General features: G+C 43.4%; 18 protein-coding genes. 12 read left to right on the top strand and 6 right to left on the bottom strand.

The annotated features are described in order from the left end of the window. Positions 1-37: 37 nt before the first annotated feature. The 9 genes from ACFFUV_RS13810 to ACFFUV_RS13850 all read left to right on the top strand — a co-directional run bounded on the left by ACFFUV_RS13810 (position 38) and on the right by ACFFUV_RS13850 (position 12123). Complete coding sequence (locus ACFFUV_RS13810; RefSeq protein ID WP_390193797.1) at positions 38-412, top strand: DUF6884 domain-containing protein; 375 nt, start codon at positions 38-40, stop codon at positions 410-412. A 12-nt stretch (positions 413-424) separates the two neighbouring features. After that, on the top strand, positions 425-2053 hold the full coding sequence (locus ACFFUV_RS13815) for an SIR2 family protein (RefSeq protein WP_390193800.1): 1629 nt from the start codon (positions 425-427) through the stop codon (positions 2051-2053). Beyond that, the gene (locus tag ACFFUV_RS13820; RefSeq protein WP_390193803.1) at positions 2050-2484 is read left to right on the top strand and encodes a nucleoside 2-deoxyribosyltransferase; all 435 of its coding nucleotides are present in this window, start codon (positions 2050-2052) and stop codon (positions 2482-2484) included. Before ACFFUV_RS13815 ends, ACFFUV_RS13820 begins: the two co-directional genes overlap by 4 nt. A 632-nt stretch (positions 2485-3116) precedes the next feature. Then, a complete protein-coding gene (locus ACFFUV_RS13825) occupies positions 3117-4583 on the top strand; it encodes a leucyl aminopeptidase (protein ID WP_390193805.1) in 1467 nt (488 codons plus the stop codon). Between the two features lie 513 nt (positions 4584-5096). Further along, positions 5097-6848: a bifunctional lysophospholipid acyltransferase family protein/GNAT family N-acetyltransferase gene (locus ACFFUV_RS13830; protein WP_390193808.1), complete on the top strand. Its 1752-nt coding sequence runs from the start codon at positions 5097-5099 to the stop codon at positions 6846-6848. A 99-nt stretch (positions 6849-6947) separates the two neighbouring features. Next, on the top strand, positions 6948-7886 hold the full coding sequence (locus ACFFUV_RS13835; protein WP_390193811.1) for a zinc transporter ZntB: 939 nt from the start codon (positions 6948-6950) through the stop codon (positions 7884-7886). A gap of 526 nt (positions 7887-8412) precedes the next feature. Then, positions 8413-10263 (top strand): PTS mannitol transporter subunit IICBA, encoded by a 1851-nt coding sequence (locus ACFFUV_RS13840; protein WP_390193898.1) that lies wholly within the window; start codon positions 8413-8415, stop codon positions 10261-10263. A gap of 132 nt (positions 10264-10395) precedes the next feature. Beyond that, positions 10396-11544, top strand: a complete 1149-nt coding sequence (locus ACFFUV_RS13845; RefSeq protein ID WP_390193814.1) for a mannitol-1-phosphate 5-dehydrogenase — start codon at positions 10396-10398, stop codon at positions 11542-11544. A gap of 48 nt (positions 11545-11592) precedes the next feature. Continuing rightward, positions 11593-12123, top strand: a complete 531-nt coding sequence (locus ACFFUV_RS13850; RefSeq protein WP_390193817.1) for an MltR family transcriptional regulator — start codon at positions 11593-11595, stop codon at positions 12121-12123. A gap of 87 nt (positions 12124-12210) precedes the next feature. On the opposite strand, the gene ACFFUV_RS13855 is transcribed toward ACFFUV_RS13850, so the two are convergent. Both ACFFUV_RS13855 and ACFFUV_RS13860 read right to left on the bottom strand, forming a co-directional pair. Next, positions 12211-13905, bottom strand: coding sequence for a methyl-accepting chemotaxis protein (locus ACFFUV_RS13855; RefSeq protein WP_390193820.1), 1695 nt, complete (start codon positions 13903-13905; stop codon positions 12211-12213). Positions 13906-14080: 175 nt separating this feature from the next. After that, positions 14081-15070, bottom strand: a complete 990-nt coding sequence (locus ACFFUV_RS13860) for a Solitary outer membrane autotransporter beta-barrel domain (RefSeq protein WP_390193823.1) — start codon at positions 15068-15070, stop codon at positions 14081-14083. 194 nt (positions 15071-15264) lie between these two features. Here ACFFUV_RS13860 and ACFFUV_RS13865 point away from each other — a divergent pair, with 194 nt between their 5' ends. Next, positions 15265-17841 (top strand): glycoside hydrolase family 3 C-terminal domain-containing protein, encoded by a 2577-nt coding sequence (locus ACFFUV_RS13865; RefSeq protein WP_390193826.1) that lies wholly within the window; start codon positions 15265-15267, stop codon positions 17839-17841. A gap of 76 nt (positions 17842-17917) precedes the next feature. On the opposite strand, the gene glmS is transcribed toward ACFFUV_RS13865, so the two are convergent. Further along, positions 17918-19750, bottom strand: a complete 1833-nt coding sequence (gene glmS / locus ACFFUV_RS13870) for a glutamine--fructose-6-phosphate transaminase (isomerizing) (protein ID WP_390193829.1) — start codon at positions 19748-19750, stop codon at positions 17918-17920. A 63-nt stretch (positions 19751-19813) separates the two neighbouring features. After that, positions 19814-20578, bottom strand: a complete 765-nt coding sequence (locus ACFFUV_RS13875) for a DeoR/GlpR family DNA-binding transcription regulator (RefSeq protein ID WP_390193832.1) — start codon at positions 20576-20578, stop codon at positions 19814-19816. Positions 20579-21011: 433 nt separating this feature from the next. Here ACFFUV_RS13875 and pykF point away from each other — a divergent pair, with 433 nt between their 5' ends. Further along, the gene (pykF, locus tag ACFFUV_RS13880; protein WP_390193835.1) at positions 21012-22424 is read left to right on the top strand and encodes a pyruvate kinase PykF; all 1413 of its coding nucleotides are present in this window, start codon (positions 21012-21014) and stop codon (positions 22422-22424) included. A gap of 165 nt (positions 22425-22589) precedes the next feature. Continuing rightward, entirely contained in the window at positions 22590-23249 is a 660-nt protein-coding gene (locus ACFFUV_RS13885; RefSeq protein WP_390193838.1) for a GntR family transcriptional regulator, read from the top strand. 50 nt (positions 23250-23299) lie between these two features. On the opposite strand, the gene ACFFUV_RS13890 is transcribed toward ACFFUV_RS13885, so the two are convergent. Then, a complete protein-coding gene (locus ACFFUV_RS13890) occupies positions 23300-25177 on the bottom strand; it encodes a sensor domain-containing diguanylate cyclase (RefSeq protein WP_390193840.1) in 1878 nt (625 codons plus the stop codon). A 121-nt stretch (positions 25178-25298) separates the two neighbouring features. Further along, a complete protein-coding gene (locus tag ACFFUV_RS13895) occupies positions 25299-25997 on the bottom strand; it encodes an oxidative stress defense protein (protein ID WP_390193843.1) in 699 nt (232 codons plus the stop codon). Positions 25998-26084 lie beyond the last annotated feature (87 nt).

The raw sequence follows: 26084 nt of genomic DNA on the forward strand, positions 1-26084 counted from the left end.
TTAAAATTAATTAATTTTAATGTAAAGGTTAATATCAATGATACTTTTTATAATTAACTGTTCCAAAGAAAAAGCGCAAATCCCTTGCTTAGCTAAAGATATGTACAAATCAAAAAGGTTTATAGACAACCTATGCTGCGCAGATAAACCAAACTCAGAATGCCTTATATTATCTGGAAAGTATGGTCTTATAAAAACCTCAAAAAAAATAGAACCCTATGATGTTAATTTAAATTTATCTTCACTTGATTACAGAAACAAAATAACAAAAAAAATAGAATTTACTCTAAAGAAATTCATAATAAAAAATAAAATAAATGAAATACACACTGACTCAAAAGACAGTTACTATAATGCAATAAAACAGTCATTAGAAAATATAAATTATTCTGGAAAATTAAAATCAATATAAAAGTTTATTAATATGAAAAATAAAACAAAAAGCATCGACTTAATAAAGGAATATCCAGTAGCAATATCACATCTAAGACAACTATCTTCCGAAAGAAAGCTAGGTATAACACTTGGAGCTGGGTTAAGTCTTTCTGCAGGATTTCCTTCTTGGACAAAGCTATTAAGTAGTATATCTAAAAAAATGCATGATTCAGGAATCAATGGAGAACACCGGGATAACAATGCAGAGCCAATGCAGGCACAATATCTTTTTTCAAGATTCAAAAATCATCATGAATTAAGTGATGATTTTTGCACATTGGATCCAATGCTTCATGAACCGGAAATAGCAACAAAATGGCGGGATTTACTACGTCAATCATTATACGAAAATGTTGGGAACCTAAATAATAAAATAGATGATCACCCTTATTTAAATGAGTTGGCAAAGCTATGCCATAAAGTTCCCCTAGTTGTAAGTTATAACTATGATGAACTATTAGAGAAGGCATTAAATAAAAATAAAGATTCAGAAGATACCATTGGGTATTACACTGCATGGGGACCTAATTTTGTAATACAGAACAATAGGCCCGTAGTATATCATCCAAATGGTTTTATTCCTGAACATGCAGTCGATAGGTATTCAGAGACAGTAATACTAACTGAGGAGTCAATATCAGATCAAATAATAGAATCAGCTACAGGAAAGTATAGAATTTTATTTGACTATTTTTCAAGGTCTCCATGCCTATTTGTTGGTTTCTCATTAAACGACCCGGGGATGAGAAGTATATTAAGACAAACAGAACGCTCTTCCCCAGGAACAGTCCACTACTATATTCACTACTGCAGGGAAAAAAAACCAACTAAAGAAGAAATCGAGGAAATAACAAGGGTTAATTTTGAACTATATAATTTTGTTACACTATTTCTTAATGATGAGGAAATTTCTTGTTTAATAGAAATTATATCATTATTAGATGATGACAAATTCTCTGATTTGTATGATGAAGCAGGCGTAAGTGAAAATTATCTTTATCATTTATCTGGACCAGTATCTGTGGGTAAAACCTCTTGTATAAGCAGATTACAAGGAATGAGTATTGTTGATGAATGGCTAGATCAAAGAAATAATCTTATAGCAAAACCATCAAATGAACTTAATAATGAAGAGAGACAGCAAGTCGATGATTGGATTTTAGGGCAAGTAAGACAAAAAAACCGAAGGTTTAAAATAGCAAAAGCAGGAATACATGTCATGGACAGAGCTCCTGTAGACGCATTTGCTTTTGTCGATAAAACAGAATGGTCGGATAAAGCTAAACAAATAATAGAAATTGTTTGTAGAAATGATCTTTCAGAAAAGGGAGTAACCAAAGCTAGTGTGATATTTTTAAAAGGTTCTCCTAAAGAATTAGAATATAGACAAAAGTACAGAGGTAGAAAAGGTGACAGTGAATACCTCAAAGGACAGCAAAATCATTTAGTTGAGGTTTATAGTGATCCAGTGCTAGATGGAAATGTAAAATTTATAGACACTAGAAATAAATCTATAGCATCGGTAACCAAAGAGATCGTAAGAAATATATTTTTATCAGAATATAAAACCTGCGATTTCAATAAACTATTAGAAAAACACAGCGGAGATAAAAAGTGAAAAAAAAATTATACTTAGCAGCTCCTTTGTTTTGCGATTCTGAAATTCAGTTCAATATATACTTAGAGAGTTTACTGTCTTCAAGCTTTGATGTTTTCCTTCCTCAAAGAGATAATGGATTAGTCTTTGAAGAAATAGAGAATGGTGGCGATGTTAATAGCTCTTTGAGAAGTGTATTTAATGGTGATATTGAAGCTATAAAAAAGTGTGATATCTTACTGATACTTCTAGACGGAAGAAGCATTGATGAGGGGGCATGCTTTGAGTTAGGGTATGCTTTTTCTTTAGGCAAACAGTGTATTGGTCTACGGACAGATTCTCGGCAACTGATGAAGCATGGAAATAACCCCATGATAACTCAAGCATTATCATCTTGCTTTTCAAGCATCCCCGAGCTACAAGAATGGGTGTCAGATTTTGACAACAGGTAAAATTCTATCAAGTCTTATTTTCATTCTATGAAAACCACCACTACCGAAAAAAGGTACACTAGAGGTACAGTCACTAGTTTTGACACTTTTACCAAAACTACGCTAAACTACTGTTTAGTAAATACTTTAAGGTATTTTTAGTTACGCTTAATTTACCTCGGTTTTCCTAGACTTCCTGCGTTAGTGGCTAACTCATAATCGATTGGTCCGCAGTTCAAGTCTGCGAGGGGCCACCATATTCTAAAAGCCTGATGAAGTCATTCGTCAGGCTTTTTTCGTTTTCTCTCCGTGCGCTCTTTCGAATCGATAGCAAGTCACTTAATTCATTGACTGTATTTGCTCTTACCAAGACACCTCAGGGGCTCAGTTATATGACCCAATCCGCAATGCGCGTTTCATATTATAACAATGCATATTGATCGACCGAGCTTAGTTGCGAATTGAATAGCCATCCCGTACCCTACTGACAGGCGTTGTTTTATAAAGAAAACCCACTTAATTCCTATCGCTTGGCTCTGCGCTTATCGCTCTCTGCTCAAACTTTATATGGCTTCACGTCGTGTTTTCTTTGTCATTCCGTGACCCGTCATTATTCAACGCCGATACAATAAATTAGTAAGGACACCTCACAGATGAAGATACAGTTTTCTCCGCTCACACTACCCACTGATGGTAACGCTCTATTTTTGATGGCTAAAGGCGCTCCGCTTTCTAAGCTTGCACAGCAATTGGATGCCCAGACCCAAGGCGCGCTCAGTCGAGCGCTTGAGGTAGAAGAGTTTTCCGCGAGCAAAGACGCCTTGATTCATATCGTTGCCCCTTCTGGTTGCGAGTTGAAACGAGTACTTATCCTTGGAGTCGAAAGTGGGTCAGATCTTGATGTTCAGCAAGCAGCAGATACTCTCGTAAAACACATTGAAGCGCTACGTTTAACCGAGCTTAACGTGATTACCGAAGAGCCTGCACAAGCCGCTCATTTTGCCTATGGCTTGCAATTGAGCCACTATCGTTTTGACAAGTACCGCACTCAACCACAACAGCAAGCCAAGTATCAATTAGAAAGTGTCACGTTTTCCTCTGCTAGCCCTCAAGTCGCCCAAGACATGTATCAGCCACTTGATGCGATTGTCGAAGGTGTGAAAGTCACTCGAGATCTCATTTGGGAGCCTGCCAATGTGGTTTACCCTGAGTCCTATGCGCAGTTCTGCGAATGCCTCACAGAACACGGATTAGAAGTTGAAGTCGTCAACAGCCAAACGATGGCTGAACTGGGAATGGGTGCTCTCCTTGGTGTCGGTCAAGGTTCGGCTCGTGAAAGCCTAATGGTTATCTTAAAGTACTCTGGCAGTGACGCTTCTCAAGCGCCAGTGGCCTTTCTAGGGAAAGGCGTTACTTTTGACAGCGGCGGCCTTTCTCTAAAACCCAATGCCAGCATGAATACCATGAAAGAAGATATGGGTGGTGCCGCAACAGTTACTGGCTTAATGGTCACCCTAGCTAAACGTCAAGCAAAAGTGAATGCCATTGGTGTACTTGGTCTGGTTGAAAACATGCCGAGTGATAAGGCCCAGCGCCCTAGCGATGTGGTAACCAGTATGTCAGGACAGACTATCGAGGTCATGAACACCGATGCTGAAGGTCGCCTAGTTCTGTGTGATCTAATGACTTACACACAGCGTAACTTTAAACCTCAAGCGATGTTTGATTTAGCCACACTGACGGGAGCGGTACTGATTGCATTGGGTGAAGAGATCGCCGGTGTATTTTCAAACAATGATGCTCTGGTTGAGCAACTCACTACAGCAGGCGAAGTCGAGCAAGAACCAGTTTGGCGACTGCCAATGGGTGGGCAATTTGACCGCTTACTCAATAGCGATATTGCCGACATGCGCAATAACGGCAACAAGCTACGTATTGGTGGAGCCAGTGTCGCCGCCCAATTCTTAGCACGCTTTGTTGAAAATGATACACCTTGGGTTCACATTGATATCGCAGGCACTGCCTGGACCAGTGAAGGTCTTCCGAATAAGCCGAAAGGCGCTACAGGCTACGGTGTACGTCTTCTTGATCGTCTAGTCAAAGAACAATTCGAAAAATAACACCGCGACAAATCTATCGTCATGGGAGCCAATAAGGCTCCCATTTTTTTATCTCAAGAATCAACGATAGAAGGTTTTGTTGCTTTTGGTCACCCATGATCCAAAAGCTTTTAGATCATGGGTGACCAAAAGACTCACTAACTATAAAAGTAAATAAAAACAATACTTTGATTATGGAAATTATCACCATAAAAAACGGGAACCAAAAAGGTTCCCGTTATCCAGAGCAGCGTCAACAAAGGTAAACTCAGTTTCTATGATTATTTATATTGCCCTAAAACAGTAGCAATAATTTTTCGATGATGTTGATAAAAGTCGCCAGTTTGTGAGGCAATTATGCTTTCAAGTGGGCTTATAACAGCACATACAAACTTTCCCTTCAAATAGACTCGAAAAACGCCACAGCTTCATATAAGTGTCATATCAAGATCACTAAACACTCATTGAAATGCCGCGTAAGTGACACATGCGTTTTTTACTCTCGACGAAATGAATCAGCGAGATGAATCCCTTATGTCACTAGTTAGCCCTTTTCGACTTCCTCGTAAAACACCATTTGGTCTTGGTGAAAATGTTGCCGAATGGGCAACCGGACTAAGTAAACTTGATAAGTTTTATGCCAAACGTCCCGTCGGTATCGATACTCAAGGTTTCTTACGTTTTACGTTAGAAGTATTAGGCATTGACTATCGAATTGCGCGAGGAGCACTCAATAATGTGCCAGAAACAGGCGCGACGATTATTGTCGCTAATCATCCACTTGGGTGCGTCGAGGGAATCATCTTAGCCGAACTGCTGCTTATGCTCCGTAGTGACGTAAAAATCCTAGCCAATCACTATTTAAAAACCGTACCTGAGTTAGACCAACTGTTTATTGGTGTCGATGTGTTTGAGGGAAAACAAGCTCATAAAGCCAATCACCTTGCTCTGCGAGAAGCCCATCGACATCTACAACAACAAGGCCTGCTTTTGTTATTTCCTGCTGGCGAAGTCTCAACGATGGTCGATAGCAAGCAAGGGCGATTAGAAGATAAACAGTGGAGCCGCTCTGTCGCCAGCTTAATCCAATCCAACCATGCGACAACCGTCCCTGTCTTTATTGATGGCCACAATTCAAAACGCTTCTATCTTGCAGGGAAGGTACATCCCTTGTTACGAACTTTAATGCTTGGAAGAGAGTTGCTCAACAAACACAACCAATGTATTGATATTTCAATTGGCAGCGCGATAAAACCTAGAGAACTTAACCAACTTTCTGAGCACACTTTAGTCAGCTATCTCAGGCTTAATACGTATCTGCTCCATCAGGACAACACGACCAAAACAGCCATCAGCAGCACGCAGCCAGAAAGCCCCATCGCCAAGCGGTTACCACTCGATACTTTGCTTGAGGATTTAGCCAATCTGCCATTTCATCATAAGTTATTCACTCATCAAGATTTTGAGGTTTATTGCACGAAAGCATCAATGATTCCCGCAATGTTGCATGAGATTGGTCGAGTAAGAGAAACCAACTTTCGCGATGCGGGAGAAGGGACAGGCCATGGGCTCGATCTCGACGTCTTTGATCAGCACTATCATCACCTCTTTATTTGGGATCGAAAGGACCAGCAATTAGTTGGCGCATATCGCCTAGGACTGGTTGATAAAATACTAACGCATCAAGACATTAATGGTCTCTATTCACACACCTTATTCGACTATAATTACTCATTTTTAAACAAAATGGGCAACGCGATAGAGCTTGGGCGATCTGTTATTGCCAAACCGTACCAAAAATCGACGACCGCCCTCTTGCTGCTTTGGAAAGGCATTGCCCATTTTATCTATCAAAACCCGCATTATACGCACCTGTTTGGCCCAGTGAGCATCAGCAATGATTACAGTGATCAAGCGCGACAGTTATTGGTTCAAACATTAACCCAGCACTACTCTCATTCTGAATTTCAAGATGCGGTGACCGCTCGCACACCATTTAGTGAGCGACAAACATGGTGTCCAGACATGTTGGCCGCTTTAAACGACGTTCAACGATTATCAAAAGTACTGAGCCGCATCGATGAAGGCAGAACCGTTCCGGTTCTCCTAAGACACTACCTCGGGCTCAATGGAAAAATCGTCAGTTTTAACCTTGATGCACAATTTAACCACGCGCTTGATGGACTCATTATGGTGGACTTAACCCAAGTGCCCGAGAAAACCTTACAACGCTACATGGGAGAGGAAGCAGCATGCCGTTATTTGACCATTCACAACCAAGTTTAACCTCAGGTATCTAAGCCCTAGGAGTCGCCACTCTTCGCTGGACAAAATAGAATTTGTGCCCACATAATCATTTAGTTAGCACTAATAATAGGATGTGATATGGGCTTTATGATCGACCACTGGGATTTTTCTGTATTCCCAGCGCAGCAACAACCTCTTGAAAGTGAGCCTTTACAAACGAATCACTGGTATCACTGTGAAAGGATGAGCCCTGAACTTCGCACTTGGTTGCTCGATAATGGCATTCCGGAAAGTACTGTCGACCAACTGCTGGCAGATGAGACGCGCCCATCCTTCCATCAATACGATGCGGATAATTTCATGCTGATTCTTCGTGGCATCAATATGAATAGTAACGATACGCCAGACAATATGCTCAGCGTTCGAATTCTGTATTATCAAGGTATCTTAATCTCGACGCGTAAAATTCCTTCCCGCTCAATTTTGGAAATTCGCCAAGCTCTTGAAAAAAAATCCGGACCGGGCGATCTCGCCGAATTGCTGCTGCAAATCATTGATGGCCTCAGCAGTAAAATCGATCTTTATTTAGAGGGGATTGATAATGCGATCAACGCGTTTGATATTAATGACAGTGAAACCCACAAAGCCATCGACACTCAAAAAGCCCTTCTAAGAATCAAACGCTTTATTCGCCCTCAACTGTATGCCATTCGTGATTTTTCTGAATCAGAGATTTCACCGCTGATACAGCACGAACACCATGCTCATTACGCCCTCAACAACATTACCCGCATTAACGAAACTATCGATTTTTATTTGGGTGAACTAGACTTAATTCGAGATGAAATACGCCACCTTCGTGACGAGCAGGTAAACCAAAATAGCTACTTATTTACGGTCGTCGCTGCCATTTTTCTTCCAACCAGTTTTTTAACTGGATTATTGGGAATCAACATCGGCGGCATGCCCGGCATGGAAGATGGCAATGCGTTTTGGTGGTTTTGCGCCGCTTTGGTGGTGATCTTTGGTGCGGAGATTTGGCTTCTCCGATACCTCAAATTCTTTAACAAAGGCTAGTGAAGCCAAACAAGATGTAAGAATAACGAAAAAACTTGTTAAAAAGTTTCACGATTGAAGCTTTGGTGCTTTGATAGCGAGAGAACACCGAGTAAAAGCGCCTTAAAAAGTGATACAAATCACTATTAACCAGTGAATCTATAAATTTAAATATAAAATAACGATCATGATCACACTATTTTTTTATTAACAATAACAATAAAAGAGACATAGATCACCACCAAAGATATTGACAAATTTAGTTTCAATTAAATGTAATTTATTTTCATGGTTAATAATTGAGTGTGATCACATAAAAAATTCTTTGTCACTCAATTTTATTTGGAGTGGATCACGAAAACCCCGTCCTCAGCTCGAAATAGTAATTGTGTGGTAAATTGATTGGGAACTAAACAAACAATAAACGGTTTTGGCGAACCGTCACTACAACAAGATCTATATCTATCAGAACATCGAACGGGGAACTGTTATGATATCACCAGACGCAAAGGTCAAGATACAGAATTTTGGCCGCTTCTTGTCTAACATGGTGATGCCTAATATTGGGGCATTCATCGCTTGGGGCTTTATTACGGCTCTCTTTATTCCAACCGGGTGGGTACCAAACGAATCACTCGCCGCAATGGTTGGTCCTATGATCACTTACCTGCTTCCATTACTGATCGGTTATACCGGCGGTAAATTAGTAGCAGGAGAACGCGGGGCAGTTGTCGGCGCAATCACCACTATGGGTGTGATTGTCGGTGCCGACATTCCAATGTTTATGGGCGCAATGATGGCAGGTCCACTCGGCGGCTGGGCAATCAAAGCGTTTGACAAGAAAATCGATGGCAAAGTCAAAAGTGGCTTTGAGATGTTGGTAAACAACTTCTCAGCAGGCATCATCGGGATGATCCTTGCCATTCTTGCTTTCTACTTCATCGGGCCTTTCGTTAAGATTTTATCTGGCGCGCTAGCGGCTGGTGTAAACTTCTTGGTGTCAGCGAACTTACTTCCGTTAACCTCAATCTTTGTTGAACCAGCGAAAATTCTGTTCCTGAATAACGCAATTAACCACGGCATCTTCTCACCACTAGGGATTCAACAATCAGCTGAAACGGGTCAATCGATCTTCTTCTTGATTGAAGCGAACCCAGGTCCTGGCCTTGGCATTTTATTGGCCTACATGGTGTTTGGAAAAGGCACAGCAAAACAAACGGCTGGCGGTGCATCCATCATTCATTTCTTTGGTGGTATCCACGAAATTTACTTCCCATACATCCTGATGAATCCACGCTTGATTCTCGCAGCGATCGCAGGTGGTATGACAGGTGTATTCACTTTAACTCTGTTTAACGCTGGTATTGTGTCACCTGCTTCTCCAGGTTCGATTTTTGCCGTACTGCTTATGGCATCAAAAAGCTCGATCCCTGGTGTCTTGTGCTCAATAGCAGCCGCAGCCATTGTTTCGTTTGCCGTTGCCTCACTGCTGATGAAAACTCAGCGTAGCACTGGCGATGACGAAGATGCTTTAGAAAGTGCAACGTCTAAAATGAAAGACATGAAGGCCACTTCAAAAGGTGCTGCACCCGCGGCCTCAGGCAACATCAATATGGCGAACGTTAAAAGCATTATCGTCGCTTGTGATGCCGGAATGGGTTCGAGCGCAATGGGGGCGAGCATGCTACGCAAGAAAGTGCAACAAGCAGGCTTGAACATCGATGTAACCAATCTGGCGATCAATAGCTTACAAGATGGTGTTGATATCGTGATTACTCATAAAGATTTAACTGATCGAGCTCGTAAGCATGTTCCAAATGCACATCATATTTCTCTAACCAATTTCCTTGATGGTGATACATACAATCAATTAGTTGAAACGCTACAAGCCGCGCAAAGTGGCAGTGATCCAGTCGAAGCGACAACCGCAGAAACACCAGAGCAACAGCCTTCAGTGTTTCAAATCTCACCAAGCAACATTCATGTCGGCTTAACCGCGAATAGCAAAGAAGAAGCCATTCGCTTTGCTGGTAACCAGTTAGTTGAACTGGGTTACGTGGAACCAGAATACGTCGATGCTATGTTTGAACGTGAAAAAATGGTCTCAACCTACTTGGGTGAATCGATCGCTGTTCCCCATGGTACCGTGGATGCCAAAGATCGCGTCATCAAGACTGGTATTGTGATCTGCCAATACCCACAAGGGGTGCAGTTTGGTGAAGATGATGATGACGTTGCGAAACTAGTTATTGGTATTGCTGCTCAAAATGACGAGCATATTCAAGTCATTACAACCATCACTAATGCTCTCGATGACCCAGAGGCCATCGAAAAGCTGACCAGCACGACAGACGTCCAGGATATTTTGAACATCCTAGCTGGCCATCAAGCCGCATAAGTGGCTGACGTAACGTCACCACTTTCAGAACATTGCTCGTTTCAATGCTCCTGAGCAATCTGAGGTCAAGCCATACCCCCTATGGCTTGCCTCTCCTTTCAATTCGTTAGTTATTTTTTTGGTAGGTATAACATGAAAAACGCAGTTCATTTTGGTGCGGGTAATATCGGTCGTGGTTTCATCGGTAAACTCTTAGCGGACGCGGGAATCAAGGTTATTTTTGCAGATGTCAATGAAACCGTGGTCAACCTATTGGCTGAAAAACAGCAATATCAGGTTAAAGTGGTTGGAACAGAATGCCAAGTCGATACTGTGACCGGCGTTAGCGCCGTCAATTCAACGCAACCAGAAGTGGTTAAATGCATCGCAGAAACCGATCTTGTCACCACCGCTGTTGGGCCTAACGTTCTTGATATCATTGCTAAAACCATCGCAGATGGTATTGCTACACGCTTTGAGTCTGGTAACAAGCAGCCGCTAAATATCATCGCTTGTGAGAATATGGTTCGCGGTACGACGCATCTGAAGGAAGAAGTACTGAAACACTTAGATGCGAAATGGCATGCCCAAGCAGAAAGCCAAATCGGGTTCGTTGATTCGGCTGTTGACCGCATTGTACCACCAGCCGATGCAGACAGTCGCGATCCTTTGGAAGTGACCGTAGAAAGCTTTAGCGAGTGGATTGTTGATGAGACTCAATTTAAAGGCGATATTCCAGCTATTCCGGGAATGGAAAAAACCGACAACCTCATGGCGTTTGTTGAACGTAAGCTTTTCACATTAAATACTGGCCACTGTATTACGGCCTATCTAGGTTGCTTAAATAACCACGCAACAATACGTGAAGCGATTGAAAACCCTGACATTAAAGCGCAAGTAAAACAAGCGATGCAAGAAAGCGGTGAAGTCCTCATTCGCCGTTATGGCTTTGATCGTGATGCGCATGCCGCTTACATAGAGAAAATTCTAGGTCGCTTTGCCAACCCTTACTTGGTGGATGAAGTCGACCGTGTTGGTCGTCAACCAATCAGAAAATTAGGTGCAAACGATAGATTAGTGAAGCCATTACTCGGTACAATAGAATACAATACCGAAAATCAAGCTTTACTTAAAGGCATCGCCGCCGCGTTTAAATATCAAAATGATGATGATCCACAAGCCGTGGAACTCCAAAACGCGCTGCAACAGCAAGGGCTCAGAAAAACACTCGCGCACTACACTGGATTAGATGAAAACGGTCCACAAGCGCAGCATATTGAAACCTTGTTCAATCAGTTATAAAGCTGTCAGAGGGAGCCTCGCTCCCTCTGTATAACCAATAATTTATGTATGGCAGACCAATTTAACGAAACCGACATCATCGAAAAACTCAATAGTGCGCCCTCGGTAAGAGGTTTCTTTATCGCTGCGGTTGAAGTGTTAAATGACTCTATCGATACGTTAATGCAAAGAATTTTTCGTAAAGATAATTTCGCGGTGCAATCTGTTGTCGGGCCTTTGCTGCACGATACCGGGCCACTGGGAAATCTCTCGGTACGTCTCAAACTGCTGTTTGGACTTGGGGTCGTTCCCGACGCGATTTACCACGATATTGAGTCGATTGTTAAACTGAAAAACAAGCTCAATAGTGAAGCTCAAGACTATCAATTCAGTGATCCACTGATCTTGTCATCGATCCAAAGCCTCAGTCTCGTCCAACAAATGGGTATGATGCAGTTAGAGCCTCTCGAGCTTGATGATGATATTGATCTTAGCTTCTACCAGCTTCAACTTCAGCGCCAACAACAGGTGATCAAATCTGGGCTTTCCCTAGCAATCGTGGAGATCTGCAATCATCTCGACCGAGAAAGCCCTTTCTAATCATGACCGTCGTCGATGCCGATCGGCGATTTTCAATGTTGATAGTTACTCTTGATTTCCACGCCCTAAGCCACAGAGCTTACCGTATCAAACGGCGCGTATTTTAAATTGCGCCATCAGTGTTTTCAGCCCATTCGCCTGCTGAGATAAATCTTCACTTGATTGCGCTGTCTCCTCGGCACTGCTTAGGACTTTTTCTCCTGCATCACGAATCCCAACTAGGTTTTGTGTCACCTCTTCAGACGTCACCGCTTGCTGTTCGCTGGCTGTCGCAACTTGGGTATTTGCTTCTGTTAGCTCATTCAAGGCAACAGCAATGATTTGGAATTGCTGCTCCGTAGCATCAATATGTTGGCAAGTTTCATGAATTTTTTCTTCACTTTCCGACAACGAATCAGCGGCAACATTGACGTTGTCTGTCAGGTGCTTAATTAATTCACTGATTTCGTTTGTCGCTTTATGAGAACGCCCAGCTAAGGTACGAACCTCATCAGCAACGACGGCAAACCCTCGCCCTTGTTCGCCCGCTCGAGCCGCTTCAATGGCGGCATTTAAAGCCAGTAAATTGGTTTGTTCAGCAATTCCCGCCACTTCAGCAATAAAGCGTTCAATTTGCTCGGTACTTTGCTGTAACTCCAACACTCGCTCTCGATAAATTCTTCCTTGCTCAAGAAGCTCTTTCGCAATTTTTTGGGTGCTTAAGATCTCTTCACAACCGAGAGTTACATTTTGATCCGCTCGACGGGTGGAATCAGCAGCGGATTCGGCATTACTCGCGACTTGAGTAATGGTTGCCGACATTTCAATCATCGCCGTCGCAACCATTGAAGTATTTTCTTGCTGCTCTTCGACACTTTGCCTATTACTTTGTGACACATGTGCAAGCTCAGTCACTGTGCTCGCGATCGAGTCGGAACGCTGATTAACTTCGCCCACTAGCTGACTCAGCGAAACAGCCATCTGATCAAGGTAATCTAACAGCTGACCAAGCTCGTCACGACTTTTGGATTTTAATTGATGAGTAAAGTTACCTCGCGCCATCTCCTGAGCCATCACATGAGCTTTGTGAATAGTCGCGATGATGCGACCACTGAATATGACCCCAATCAGTAAACCTAAAATAATCGAACAAGCGGCGAGAATACTCATTCCTGTAAGAGCTTGATGTTCCTCTTTTTTCGTCACATCGACGGCAGTTTGCGTAATCGCCTCGATTTGCTGCATAAACACAATCAACTCTTTATCTAGCTGATTTTGCAAATGCTCAAGTTCAATCGCATGCAGCTTGGCAGACTCAACTTGCTTCGATTCAATCTTGGTTAGCACATCCTGTAATAGCGCATCGTACTGATGATAATGCACTTGAATACTGGCGACAAATTTCTCTAAGTTACTAATTTTAAATATAACTTCCGAATCAAATGCATGCTGTTTGGCAGTAGAGAGAAGGGCATTGGCTTGCGACATTTTGTTCTCAAAACGCTGTGTCGCTGTTTTTATTTGATCAATAAATGCTTGCTGGTCTTGAAGGCTGAAATCATGAGGTACACTGGCGGCACGAAATAATTTTTCGACCTCAATCGCGGTTTGTAGCTGTTGAATAGACACCTCATTGGCGATCTTCACCAATGGAATATTTTCATCCGCAATGATATCGATTTCTTCTGCGACTCGGGCCATTTTCATGACCGCATAGGAAGAGATGATAATGGTAAAACCCAGAAGTATCAGCACCAAAGCCAGTAGTTTTTTTCTAATTGAAATATCCGTTATCCAGCGCATACACTCACTCTTTGGTATGAGAAAATTCGTCCTTTTATGAGCATAGACTAGACAATCAAAAACACAGGCCTGATTCTGTCTACCTCTTGCTCACTATCAAACCTGTGGCACAGAAAAACCATGCGACGCAAAAAATAAACGCCTAAGTACAGCGTATTGAAAATATGTTGGATATTTAACGTTGGTTCAAAAATAAAACGATGCCCCCTCCTTTAAAAGCACCACCGTAGTTCATACTCAATCCAAGACCGATATTATCGACAAAAGGAACATCAACGCTAGGAGCAACTAATCCTCCCAATGTGATTTGATAGTAGTGCGGAGCATCGAGCGATTTAACCACATCGCTTCCTAAATCCACTCTCTTAACCGAACTATACATCGAGATTTTGGACGACATTATCTCTGTCATATCGTAAAAAAGGTTCACACCATTGACGACATACCAGCCTTCCGGATTTCCCACATCACCATTGTTCGCTTCCCCCCAACCATACCCATAAAAATAGTGGCCACTGGAAAAGAAGTTCCAACTCCCCCATCCTGTATCATGTTGATATTGAACCTTGAGTTGAGGCTCATACACAATTGCCCAAGCGGATGTGTTGAAAATTAATCCATTTAAGAATGGCGCGACACTTTGTCCGAATGTACTCCTATAACTCACATCATTTTGATAATGCATCAGGTGTGCTCTTAAGCTGGGTTCGAGTGACCATGAACGGCTCAATGCATAGTGATATTGGTATCCACCAGACACATCGATCATGAGTTGTGAAAAGTCATCACTACCGCTACCTTCATTCCACTGAATATCTTCTTTTGTCTGTGTAAAAGATAAACGGAAAAAGGCACTGGCATTCTGCTGATGCTCCAAATCCCATGAGTAGGGAAAAGCAAAAACACTATAAGCTTGGCGATTCTTAAGCGAATCTGTGGTTCCTAACTCAGGGTTGTCAGTATGCAGCAACCCATTCGGATCAAAATCCACCATGCCTAATGTAATAAAATCGCTGTCACTCAGCACGATTGCGGAAGCGAAATTAGCTTCTAAAAACTTTTCGATAAAAGAGTATCCCTCAGCTTGTGCTTGAGAGACTACGAAAAACAGAACTATCCATTTCCAATGAAGATTCACAATGCTTCCCATCAGGCCTAACAACATATTCATTCGTATAAATATAGGTTAATGAGACAAGAGCCATTATGTATCAACTAAGACTGCTAGATTCTCGCCTCGTGTTACCTCACATTTTTAATAATTTCACCCAAGGGCAAAAACTTCGCACCGAAGGAAAAAGTCGGCTTCGATGAAAGTGAATAGTATGAAGAGGACTTGATAGAACTCGGAGTATAATAATGTTAAACAGCAAGTTGAGTGTCCTTTCACTCGTTATCTCTGCCGCCCTTATCGCTGGCTGTAATGACAGCGACAACGATAATGACACCAATAATCCACCTACCCCGCCGAATGACTTGGAAGCCCAGGCTCAAGCTTTGGTATCGCAAATGAACTCAGATGAAAAATTGCATTTGGTCATCGGCCCAGGGTTTGGTACCACCGCAACTAATGATCGAGCGCCAGTATCAGGCACCGTTGGCTTTATTAATGGTGTACTAAATGATGAATCAGGCCTTGATATTCCAGCAACCAAATTGATGGATGGCCCTGCTGGCATTCGCATCAACCCAACACGCGAAGGTGATGCCAACACCTACTATGCAACGAACTTTCCTTCAGCCACCGTATTGGCCTCAACTTGGAATACTGACTTAGTTGAACAAGTCGGTGAAGCCGCGGGGGAAGAAGGCCATGACTATGGCGTAGACATTTGGCTCGCCCCAGCAATGAATATTCAACGCCACCCGCTCGCAGGCCGTAACTTTGAATACTTTTCCGAAGATCCTCTGATCAGCGGCATGATGGGCGCTGCCATTGTGAATGGTGCACAAAGTCAAGGCATTGGGACAACCATCAAACACTACGTCGCCAATAACTCAGAAACCAACCGTCGTACAGCCAATACCGTGATCACACCTCGTGCCCTACGTGAAATCTATCTGCGCGGCTTCCAATATACAGTTGAACACGCTCAGCCTTGGGCCATGATGTCATCTTATAACTCCGTCAACGGCACCAATACTGGCGAACGTTTTGATCTCATGACAACGGTCGCGCGTGATGAATGGGGCTTTGATGGCTTTATTATGAGTGACTGGTGGGCAGGATGGAATCCTGTCGAGATGCTAAAAGCGGGCGTTGATGTAATAGAGCCGGGTGGTCAATGGCGATTTGGCCACAGTGACGATTGGTTTCCTTACATTGAAGCCGCCTATGCATCAGGCGAACTCACCGATGCCGATCTTGATCGTAATATCGTACGTATCTTGAAACAGGTTCTGAAAACGCCGAGCTCCCAAAACTATGCATTTTCAAGCAATCCTGATTTAACCGCCCACGCCGCGGTCGCATTGCAAGCCGCAGAGGAAGGTATTGTACTACTGAAAAATGACAACAATGCCCTACCGCTTTCAACGGCAACTCACACCATTGCCGCCTTTGGTACTGGTCAATACGGTACATTACCCGTTGGCGGCGGCAGTGGTTCGGTGAATGCTGAAAACATCATTAGCATTAACCAAGGACTCAAAGATGAGGGGTTTGCTGTCAACAGTGCACTTGATGAGGTCTACAGCGGCGCTTACGCAACCCGCAGCCTTGAAGGCTCAATGGATCTCTCAGCCAACGACTTCAACCCAGCAAAATACTGTGAAGGAGGCACATCTGCAGGCGAAACCAATCTCGGTGGTTTGTTCGCAGTATGTCGTGAGCTGGACCTGACCGATGAACAAATTAGTGATGCAGTAGAGAATAGCGATGTGGCAATCATAACCATTACTCGCAATACAGCCGAAGGGGCGGATAACGAAGAGCATGCGCTCGAGACAGACAGCGATGGCAACAGCAATCCAATGTCTGAAGGTTACTACCTTAATAGCGTAGAACAGTCGCTTATTGACCGCGTATCCAGTGCCTTCCATGCACAAAGTAAAAACGTCGTTGTGGTTCTCAATGTCGGCAACTCGATGGATACAGCCCAATGGCGCGATCAAGTCGATGCAATTCTAGTAGCTTACTTACCCGGTCAAGAAGCTGGTACAGCCGTTGCTAACATCGTATCCGGTGCGGTCAACCCTAGCGGTAAACTCGCGCAAACCTTCCCTTTAGATCTTGAGAATGTATCAAGTTATTCTGAAGACGGCAGTTCATTTCCTGGTATCTATGAGGAAAACTACATCAACGGCGGGCCCGATGATGTGCCTGAGTTAAATTACGACGACCAAGTCTTAGCGAACGATGATCATCGTGATTTTAACCAGTACTTCAGTGATGACATTTACGTAGGTTATCGTTATAACACCACCTTCGATGTCGATGTGGCTTATCCATTCGGCTATGGTTTGTCATACACGACTTTCTCATTGGACAACCCAGCCGTCAGTGCAAATACACTGAGTGATGAAGGTCGCGATGGCAGCGTGATCTTAACCACGACCGTGCGCAATACCGGAGGGTTTGCTGGTAAAGAGGTCGCCCAGGTCTATATTTCTGCACCTGAAGCTCGCCTTGCGAAACCGCAAATTGAACTCAAAGCGTTTGCTAAAACTGACCAGTTAGCGGTGAATGGGCAACAGCGCTTAACATTTACCATTCCAGCTGCCGACTTAGCGAGCTTTGATCCACAAACCAACCAATGGATAGTCGAGCAAGGTCAGTATCAGGCCTACATCAGTACATCGTCTGACGTGACCGATGTTCAGCCAGTTAGCTTTGCGGTTAATCAGGATATTGTTGTCAGTGACACCACACCGGATACACTCCAGCTACAACCTGAATACGCGGGTGAATTAAACTCACGCTTACTCACCAAATAATGCGCTTTACGCTAAACCTAAACGTAAAAGAGGAGACCTTAGGTCTCCTCTTTTTTCATCAATACGCGACGACTGATTACTCAACCGTTACCGCTTTTGCTAAGTTACGAGGTTGGTCAACATCCGTACCTTTGATAAGCGCAACGTGATAAGACAGCAACTGCATTGGGACTGTGTAGAAGATCGGCGCCGTGATTTCACTCACGTGTGGCATTGGAATAATCTTCATCGTGTCATCTTCTTCAAAGCCGGCTTGCTCATCCGCAAATACATAAAGTAAGCCGCCGCGAGCTCGCACTTCTTCAACGTTTGATTTCAGTTTTTCTAGCAGATCATTATTTGGCGCAATCACCACAACAGGCATATCCGCGTCAATCAATGCCAGAGGCCCGTGCTTCAATTCCCCTGCCGCATAAGCTTCAGCGTGAATGTAAGAGATCTCTTTTAACTTCAGCGCCGCTTCCATCGCGATTGGGTAGTATTCGCCACGTCCAAGGAACAAAGTATGATGCTTATCAGCGAAATCTTCGGCCAGCGCTTCAATCTGTTTATCAAACGCCAAAGCGCTTTCAATCTGCACAGGTAGGGCGTGAATCGCTTCAACGATTTCCGCTTCTTTTTCACTGCTTACACGACCTTGCTCTTTACCAATTGCCGTTACCAGCATCAGCATCGCTGCTAATTGGGTGGTAAACGCTTTGGTCGACGCTACACCGATTTCAGTGCCTGCACGGGTCATAAACGCGATATCCGACTCGCGTACCAATGACGAACCCGACACGTTACAAATCGTCATAGCAGCCATATAACCACGCTGCTTAGCGATCCGAAGCGCCGCCAAGGTATCCGCCGTTTCACCAGACTGAGATAGCGTGATTAACAGGCTGTTTGGACGCGTGACAAAGTTACGGTAGCGAAACTCTGAGGCAATCTCGACATCACAGCTCACGCCTGCAATATCTTCAAACCAATAACGGGCAGCCATGCCTGAGTTGTATGACGTACCACAAGCAATGATTTGTACGTGCTCAACCTTACTCAAAATTTCAACGGCATTAACACCAATACTTTCAGTGATCACTGAGTTATGGGTAATACGCCCTTCCATCGTACCTTTGAGCGCAGTCGGCTGCTCAAAGATCTCTTTTTGCATAAAGTGACGGTATTGACCTTTATCACCAGCGTCATGCTCTGCATTCGATTCAATCACTTCACGCTCAACCGCTTGACCTTGGCTATCAAATACCTTCACTTCGCGACGGGTCATTTCAGCCACATCCCCTTCTTCCAGATACATAAAGCGACGAGTCACATTCAGTAACGCCAGTTGATCCGATGCTAAGAAATTTTCGCCAACGCCAAAGCCAATCACAATCGGGCTACCAGAACGTGCCACGACGAGTCGAGTTGGATCTTTACGGTCGAAAATAACAGTGCCGTACGCGCCTTCAAGCTGAGCGGCAGCGCTTTGAACGGCTTCACGCAGTGAAGAAGCACTGCGTAGCTCCCATTCGACCAAGTGGGCAATCACCTCGGTATCGGTTTGAGAAACAAACTCGTAGCCACGCGCTTTAAGGACTTCACGCAATGCTTCATGGTTTTCGATAATCCCATTATGCACAACGGAGATATCACCTGAGATGTGTGGATGAGCATTGATTTCCGAAGGCTCGCCATGCGTTGCCCAACGTGTATGGGCAATGCCCGTACCACCAACTACGTGTTGCTCATCAATGGCATCAGAGAGCTCTTGCACTTTGCCTAGGCGACGAATTCGAGTTAGATTTTGCTTGTCGTCTACGATAGCCACACCCGCTGAGTCATAGCCTCGATATTCCAAACGACGTAAACCTTCAACCAAAATTTCTGCGACATCACGCTGAGCAACCGCCCCTACGATTCCACACATAAATTATTCTCCACTATTCCTAAATACCGATTTACTTTTCACCAAGTGAAAAGCCAAAAATTACTAACTGGCGCGAATCACTTTCACACCATGAGATTCAATTTCAGCACTTTGCTGAGCAGATAACCCCGAATCAGTGACCAAGACGTCAATGCAATCCCAGGCCAGTTCCAAGTTTGGAATCTTACGGCCAATTTTTTCTGATTCGACCAACACCACGACTTCACGTGATACTTCTGCCATCACTTTGCTAAGTCCAACCAACTCGTTAAATGTGGTCGTGCCTCGCGCTAAATCGATGCCATCGGCGCCAATAAACAGCTGATCAAAATCATAAGATCGAAGTACCGATTCAGCCACCTGCCCTTGAAAAGATTCGGAATGCGCATCCCAAGTTCCTCCGGTCATCAGCAACGTTGGTTCACTTTCGAGTTCGTTGAGCGCATGAGCAAGGTTCAGTGAATTGGTCATGACAACTAAGCCATGTTTCTGATTCAGTTGCTCAATCAAAGCTCCTGTCGTACTGCCGCTATCAATCACAATTCGGTTATGGTCACGAATTAATTTTGCCGCTGCTTTTGCCACTTCAACCTTACGAGTCGAAACCTTTTTCTCCATTTCATCACTTACGACTTCTTTCGGTAATGCGATAGCGCCACCATACCGGCGCAATAGCTGACCATTTTTTTCTAATGAGGCTAGATCTTTACGAATAGTGACTTCGGATGTTTCAAAAAGGTGGGAAAGCTCTTCAACACTGACCTCGCCTTTCTCATCAACCAACTTGGAAATCGAGTGTCTTCTGAGCTGAGTGTTTCGTTTCGACATTTAAAACCGACAGTTAAGTTTCGAAGTAAAACTTAATATAATCATATCGAAAGTTTATTGTCTATTTATTTTGAACCAAAAAATTAATCTTTACTGGTAAAACCTTGTCCTAAGACAATTCTTTAGCAGTGATATTGAAATAATTCAGTGGTAGAATTCGTCCGAGAAAAGAAAAAAAATTACAGAATTGAACACACTTTTTGGCGTGAAGTGTCGCATTTAGGGGAATATACCCCAAAAAGAGCCACATTCACCCATACATATTGGTCATAAAATGACTAAACTTTTTGTAAGACTTTCAGTTCTGGAGTCATGCTGCCGTTCTCACGAACAGACAAAGATTCGTCGAAAGTAGGTATCAAAATGGCGGACTTCAGGCAGGCGAACCAAATTTCAAATTGTAACTATTAATATTTACCGGAGATACTCTTCCATGAAAAAGACCAAAATCGTTTGTACGATTGGCCCGAAAACAGAATCTGTAGAGAAGCTGACGGAACTTGTAAATGCAGGCATGAATGTGATGCGCCTGAACTTCTCTCACGGTGATTTCGACGAGCACGGTACTCGTATCGCAAACTTCCGTAAAGTAATGGAAACAACAGGTAAACCACTTGCAATTCTACTTGATACTAAAGGTCCTGAGATCCGTACTATCAAGCTAGAAGGCGGTAACGATGTCGATCTCGTTGCAGGTCAAGAATTTACTTTCACCACTGACACCAGCGTCGTCGGTGACAAAGATAAAGTTGCAGTAACTTACGCAGGCTTCGCTGCGGACCTAAGCTCAGGTAACACTATCCTCGTTGATGATGGCCTGATTGAAATGGAAGTCATTTCAACGACAGACACCGAAGTAAAATGTAAAGTACTGAACAATGGTGCTCTAGGTGAAAACAAAGGGGTTAACCTTCCTGGCGTTTCAGTTAACCTTCCTGCGCTTTCTGATAAAGACAAAGGCGACCTTAAGTTTGGTTGTGAGCAAGGCGTTGACTTTGTTGCCGCTTCTTTCATCCGTAAAGGTTCAGACGTTCAAGAAATCCGTGAAGTATTGAAATCACACGGTGGCGAAAATATTCAAATCATCTCAAAAATCGAAAACCAAGAAGGTGTCGATAACTTTGATGAAATCCTTGAGCTTTCTGACGGCATCATGGTTGCTCGTGGTGACCTTGGCGTAGAAATCCCAGCAGAAGAAGTTATCTTCGCTCAGAAGATGATGATTGAGAAATGTAACCGCGCACGTAAAGTGGTTATCACTGCCACTCAAATGCTTGATTCAATGATCAAAAACCCACGTCCGACACGCGCAGAAGCGGGTGACGTAGCGAACGCGATCATGGATGGTACTGATGCGGTAATGCTGTCTGGTGAAACGGCGAAAGGTAAATACCCTGTCGAAGCAGTAACTATCATGGCGCAAATCGCAACTCGTACTGACGCGGCAGTTAAAGCAGAACTTGGTTCTCGCCTAGATAGCCCTCGTCTACGTATCACCGAAGCGGTATGTAAAGGCGCAGTCGATACAGCTGAGAAACTGGCTGCACCGCTGATTGTTGTTGCAACTGAAGGTGGTAAATCTGCTCGCTCTGTACGTAAGTACTTCCCAACAGCAAACATTCTTGCGCTAACAACGAATAAGAAAACCGCTGCTCAGCTTGTACTGAGCAAAGGGGTAACACCTATCGTTGTTGACTCTATCGAAAACACTGACGCTTTCTACCACTTAGGTAAAGAAATGGCGCTTGAGACTTCTTTAGGTAAGAAAGGCGACATCGTGGTTATGGTTTCTGGTGCACTTGTTGCTTCAGGCACGACCAACACTGCATCGGTACATGTTTTATAATAAACAAGATGCATATCAAACTAATGACAAAAAGAGGGCTTCGGCCCTCTTTTTTATTTATTGTTTCCCTTGTCGACACATATGACCCACGGTATTATCTCACCGTAACAGTATAATATACTGCTAGTACTTTAATTGTAACAAGGATGCTCAGAGGTAACCGTCGTGTCTAGTCCAACTTTAACCGATAAGGTATCTAAGTTTATACGCCATGACATACTTACCGGTCAACTAAGGCCGGGACAAAAGTTAGTCGTCGCGGAACTGAAAGATAAATACAATGTAGGTGCGTCGCCAATTAGAGAAGCTTTAGTTCAACTCTCATGGTCTAAATATGTCAAACTTGAGCCCCAAAAAGGAAGCTGGGTCGCTTCGGTTTGTCAGGATGAACTTAAAGATCTTTTCGACAGTTTACGTGTTGTATCGTCCGTCCTTCTTCAAAAGGCTATTGAGTCTGGAGATGAACACTGGGAGTTAGATGTACTGACATCATTCCACAAATTATCTCGTCTCGATAACCCAAAGACCGATGAAGATTGGTCAGAGTGGGAAGAACGCCATCTTCAATTTCATAAGTCCCTGCTTGAAGGCGCCAATTCAAAAACGATGATGTCATTTTTTAATGATCTCATCAACCAGATCAAAAGGTACCGCTACTTTGCGATCACTCGAATGAATGAAAACGAAGAACTGTACAATCTTGAACAACACGAAAAACTGATGAAAGCGGCCTTAGCTAAAGATACCAAAGCTGCAGCAGAAGTGCTTGAAACTCACCTAACGCGATCGTTAACGGTGATTAAAAAGAGCATTGATGCCGCGTAGTCCTCACCATTCAGGCTGAGGGCTCTCCTCAGCCTTCTTACCTTCTATTCTTAAGCAATATCTTCACAATCCAAGCACAATGACACTTGGTTACGACCAATTGTTTTCGACTCATACAAGGCGATATCGGCACATTTATAGCTGCGAGTGTAATCCGGCGTCAACTGTGTAAAGCCAACACTGACAGTCACACTCGCTTGTGTATCAATTTCCACTTGCTCGCGAATTCGGTTCAATGCCATGTTGGCATCCGCAATGCTGGTGTTGGGCATAATGACCGCAAACTCTTCGCCGCCAATACGCGCCAAAAAGTCACTGTGGCGAACCACGGAAGACATGACATAAGAGACACGACTGATAATACGGTCACCTTCATCGTGGCCAAGTTCGTCATTAATCCGTTTAAAGTGATCAATGTCGATCAAAGCCAAACACGTTGGTTTGTTTGAATCCGCCAGTTGAGCGAGCAACGCAGAGCGACGCAATTCTTGCTCGAATTTACGGCGGTTCCACAGATCGCTCATCGGATCTTTTTCACTTAATACCCGCAACTTCTCTTCTAAAACTTTACGCTCGCTAATATCAACAAACGATACGATGTAATAGCTAAGCTTACCCTTGCTATCAAATGAACTTTGAACACGCATAATCGTGGTGATTTCACTCTCACCTTGGTACAAAGTGACTTCGTCTTCCCAGATATCATGTTCACGCACATCAGCGAAAATCTGTTTGAACAGTTCTGCTTTGCGCTCGCCTAGTAGCCCTTTTAATACGTTTTTCGATTCGACGTAGGCGCTAGATAACCCAGTTAAACGCGTAAATTCCGGATTCACTAGTACCGTTTTACAATAACGGTCAATGATCATCACTGCCGACATTCCACTCAATGCAGCGCGAGCAAGATGGCTATCGATACTATTACGTCGGTAGTACATCAACATAAAAGTGGTCGGCACAATAAAGAGCAAACCCAGTAAAATAGCTAAACCGGTTTCACGGTTTAGCGCTTCAATCGCCTCTTGAGCTAACCCGGTCAATTCATCTGGAGAAAGGGAAATCGCTAAATGCAGTGGTGTGGCTTCAATTAAATTCAGCGTTTTAAATACCGTAAGTACACCGTGCTCTTTGACAAATCCATCTTCAAATTCTTGCATTTTCTGCCAGGTTTTGGGCTGAACATCAGCGATGTTCGTCGCGGCGTGAAGCCGCTTACCGATATTCGACGTGTGCACTCGTTCAACACCATGACCGCCTTTAATCAAATAGCCGCCGTTTTGATCAAGCAGATCCGCGCGGAGTAAAAGGTCAGGCGAGTAATTGACGCGTTGTGACAAACTTTCCATGTTCAAATCAAGGACCAAATATCCCTCACGCTGGGCCTCGATGGTTAGGGGATAAATCAGCTTAATATCCAGTTCTTTGACGCCATTATGGTCATCTGAAGTCCATGGTCGATTTTCCCAATAACCGATCTGGTGATCGCTTAGTGTTTGGGCGTAAGCGAAAAATTCAGGCTGACTTTGAGCGCGTGTTTGATGAGCAAACTTTGAATGTGGTGGAAAAACGCAAAGTGTTTCCTGTCCTTGCGCATCAATAAATGCCAGCTTGTAATAACTTTGCTGATTCGAAAGTAGCGTCTGCCATTGCTCGGTCAACGCCTGTTCATGGTATTCAGTTTTGGTTTGCGCGTAATCATAGAGAGGTTTACTGTTGGCAATCAGTGTTGCCATACTTCTAAATTCATTCAGCGCTCGCTGATACTCTCTATCGGTATATTCGAGATAATTGAGCGCTTGCTGGCTAATTTGAGAAAGGCTGGTTTGGCGCAGTTCATGGTATCGCTGAAAATGAAATATCGCGGTAATGGCGACAAACATCACCACGACTGTCACGAGAACTTTTTGTAACGCTCGACGATATTTCACTGCCCTGAATCCACACTTACCAAAAGGCGTGGATTATATAGTATTTAATCAATATGGTTAAAGTTTTATCACTAAAGATTTATAAAAAATCTAAACTTTTATGCTTATTTTTTAAACAGGGCTAATCATCAAGTTTATACAGTACATCAACTCGATCACGAATGGTTATCGCCGAATCTTGATAGCTGCTTTTTTCCATTCTTGCCGAATCCATCTGCATGGTTTTCATCAGAACAGGTTGAGTATTTGAGTTGTTATAGCGAATTTGCCAAATATCCCCCAACTCTTTATCAAATCCTTTCACCAAGGACTCTGCTTTCTGTTTAGCGTCTTTAATTGCAGCTTGTCGCGCCTGCTCTTGGTATTCAGATTCATTGCTAACTTTGAGCTCAATATTGTCAACTTGGTTGATGCCATCCACCAGTGCGACTTCGAGGTACTGATTTAATTTGCTGAGATCGTTCACAGTCACATTGACGTTTCGCGATGCTCGATAACCCACCAGCTCGGGCTTTTCGTCTTTAGGATAGTGATATTGAGGAGTAAGATATAAGTTTGAGCTCGAAATTGAATCCTCAGTCACACCAGCTTGCGCCAGGCTAGAGATAAATCTTTCGACCACCTCATCAACCTTAGATTTAGCTTGCTCTGCCGTCATCGTACTTTCAACCACACTCACCGAAAAGGTCGCCATGTCCGGTTTGGCGATGACTTCACCATAACCTGTGGTGGTTAAATGTGGAAAGTCGACAGCAAATGCCGATGTATTTACACCTACCAGTAGTGATGAACAAACCGCGAAGAGAGCCATTTTTTTCATTGTTAAACCTACCTTTAGTCAATCCCGTTTTTTATCTTAGGTAATTAAAGACAATTAATCACCAGACTTTAATCAAACTTACAGAAG

It is taken from the genome of Vibrio olivae, from assembly GCF_042428525.1.
Classification (GTDB): Bacteria; Pseudomonadota; Gammaproteobacteria; order Enterobacterales; family Vibrionaceae; genus Vibrio; species Vibrio olivae.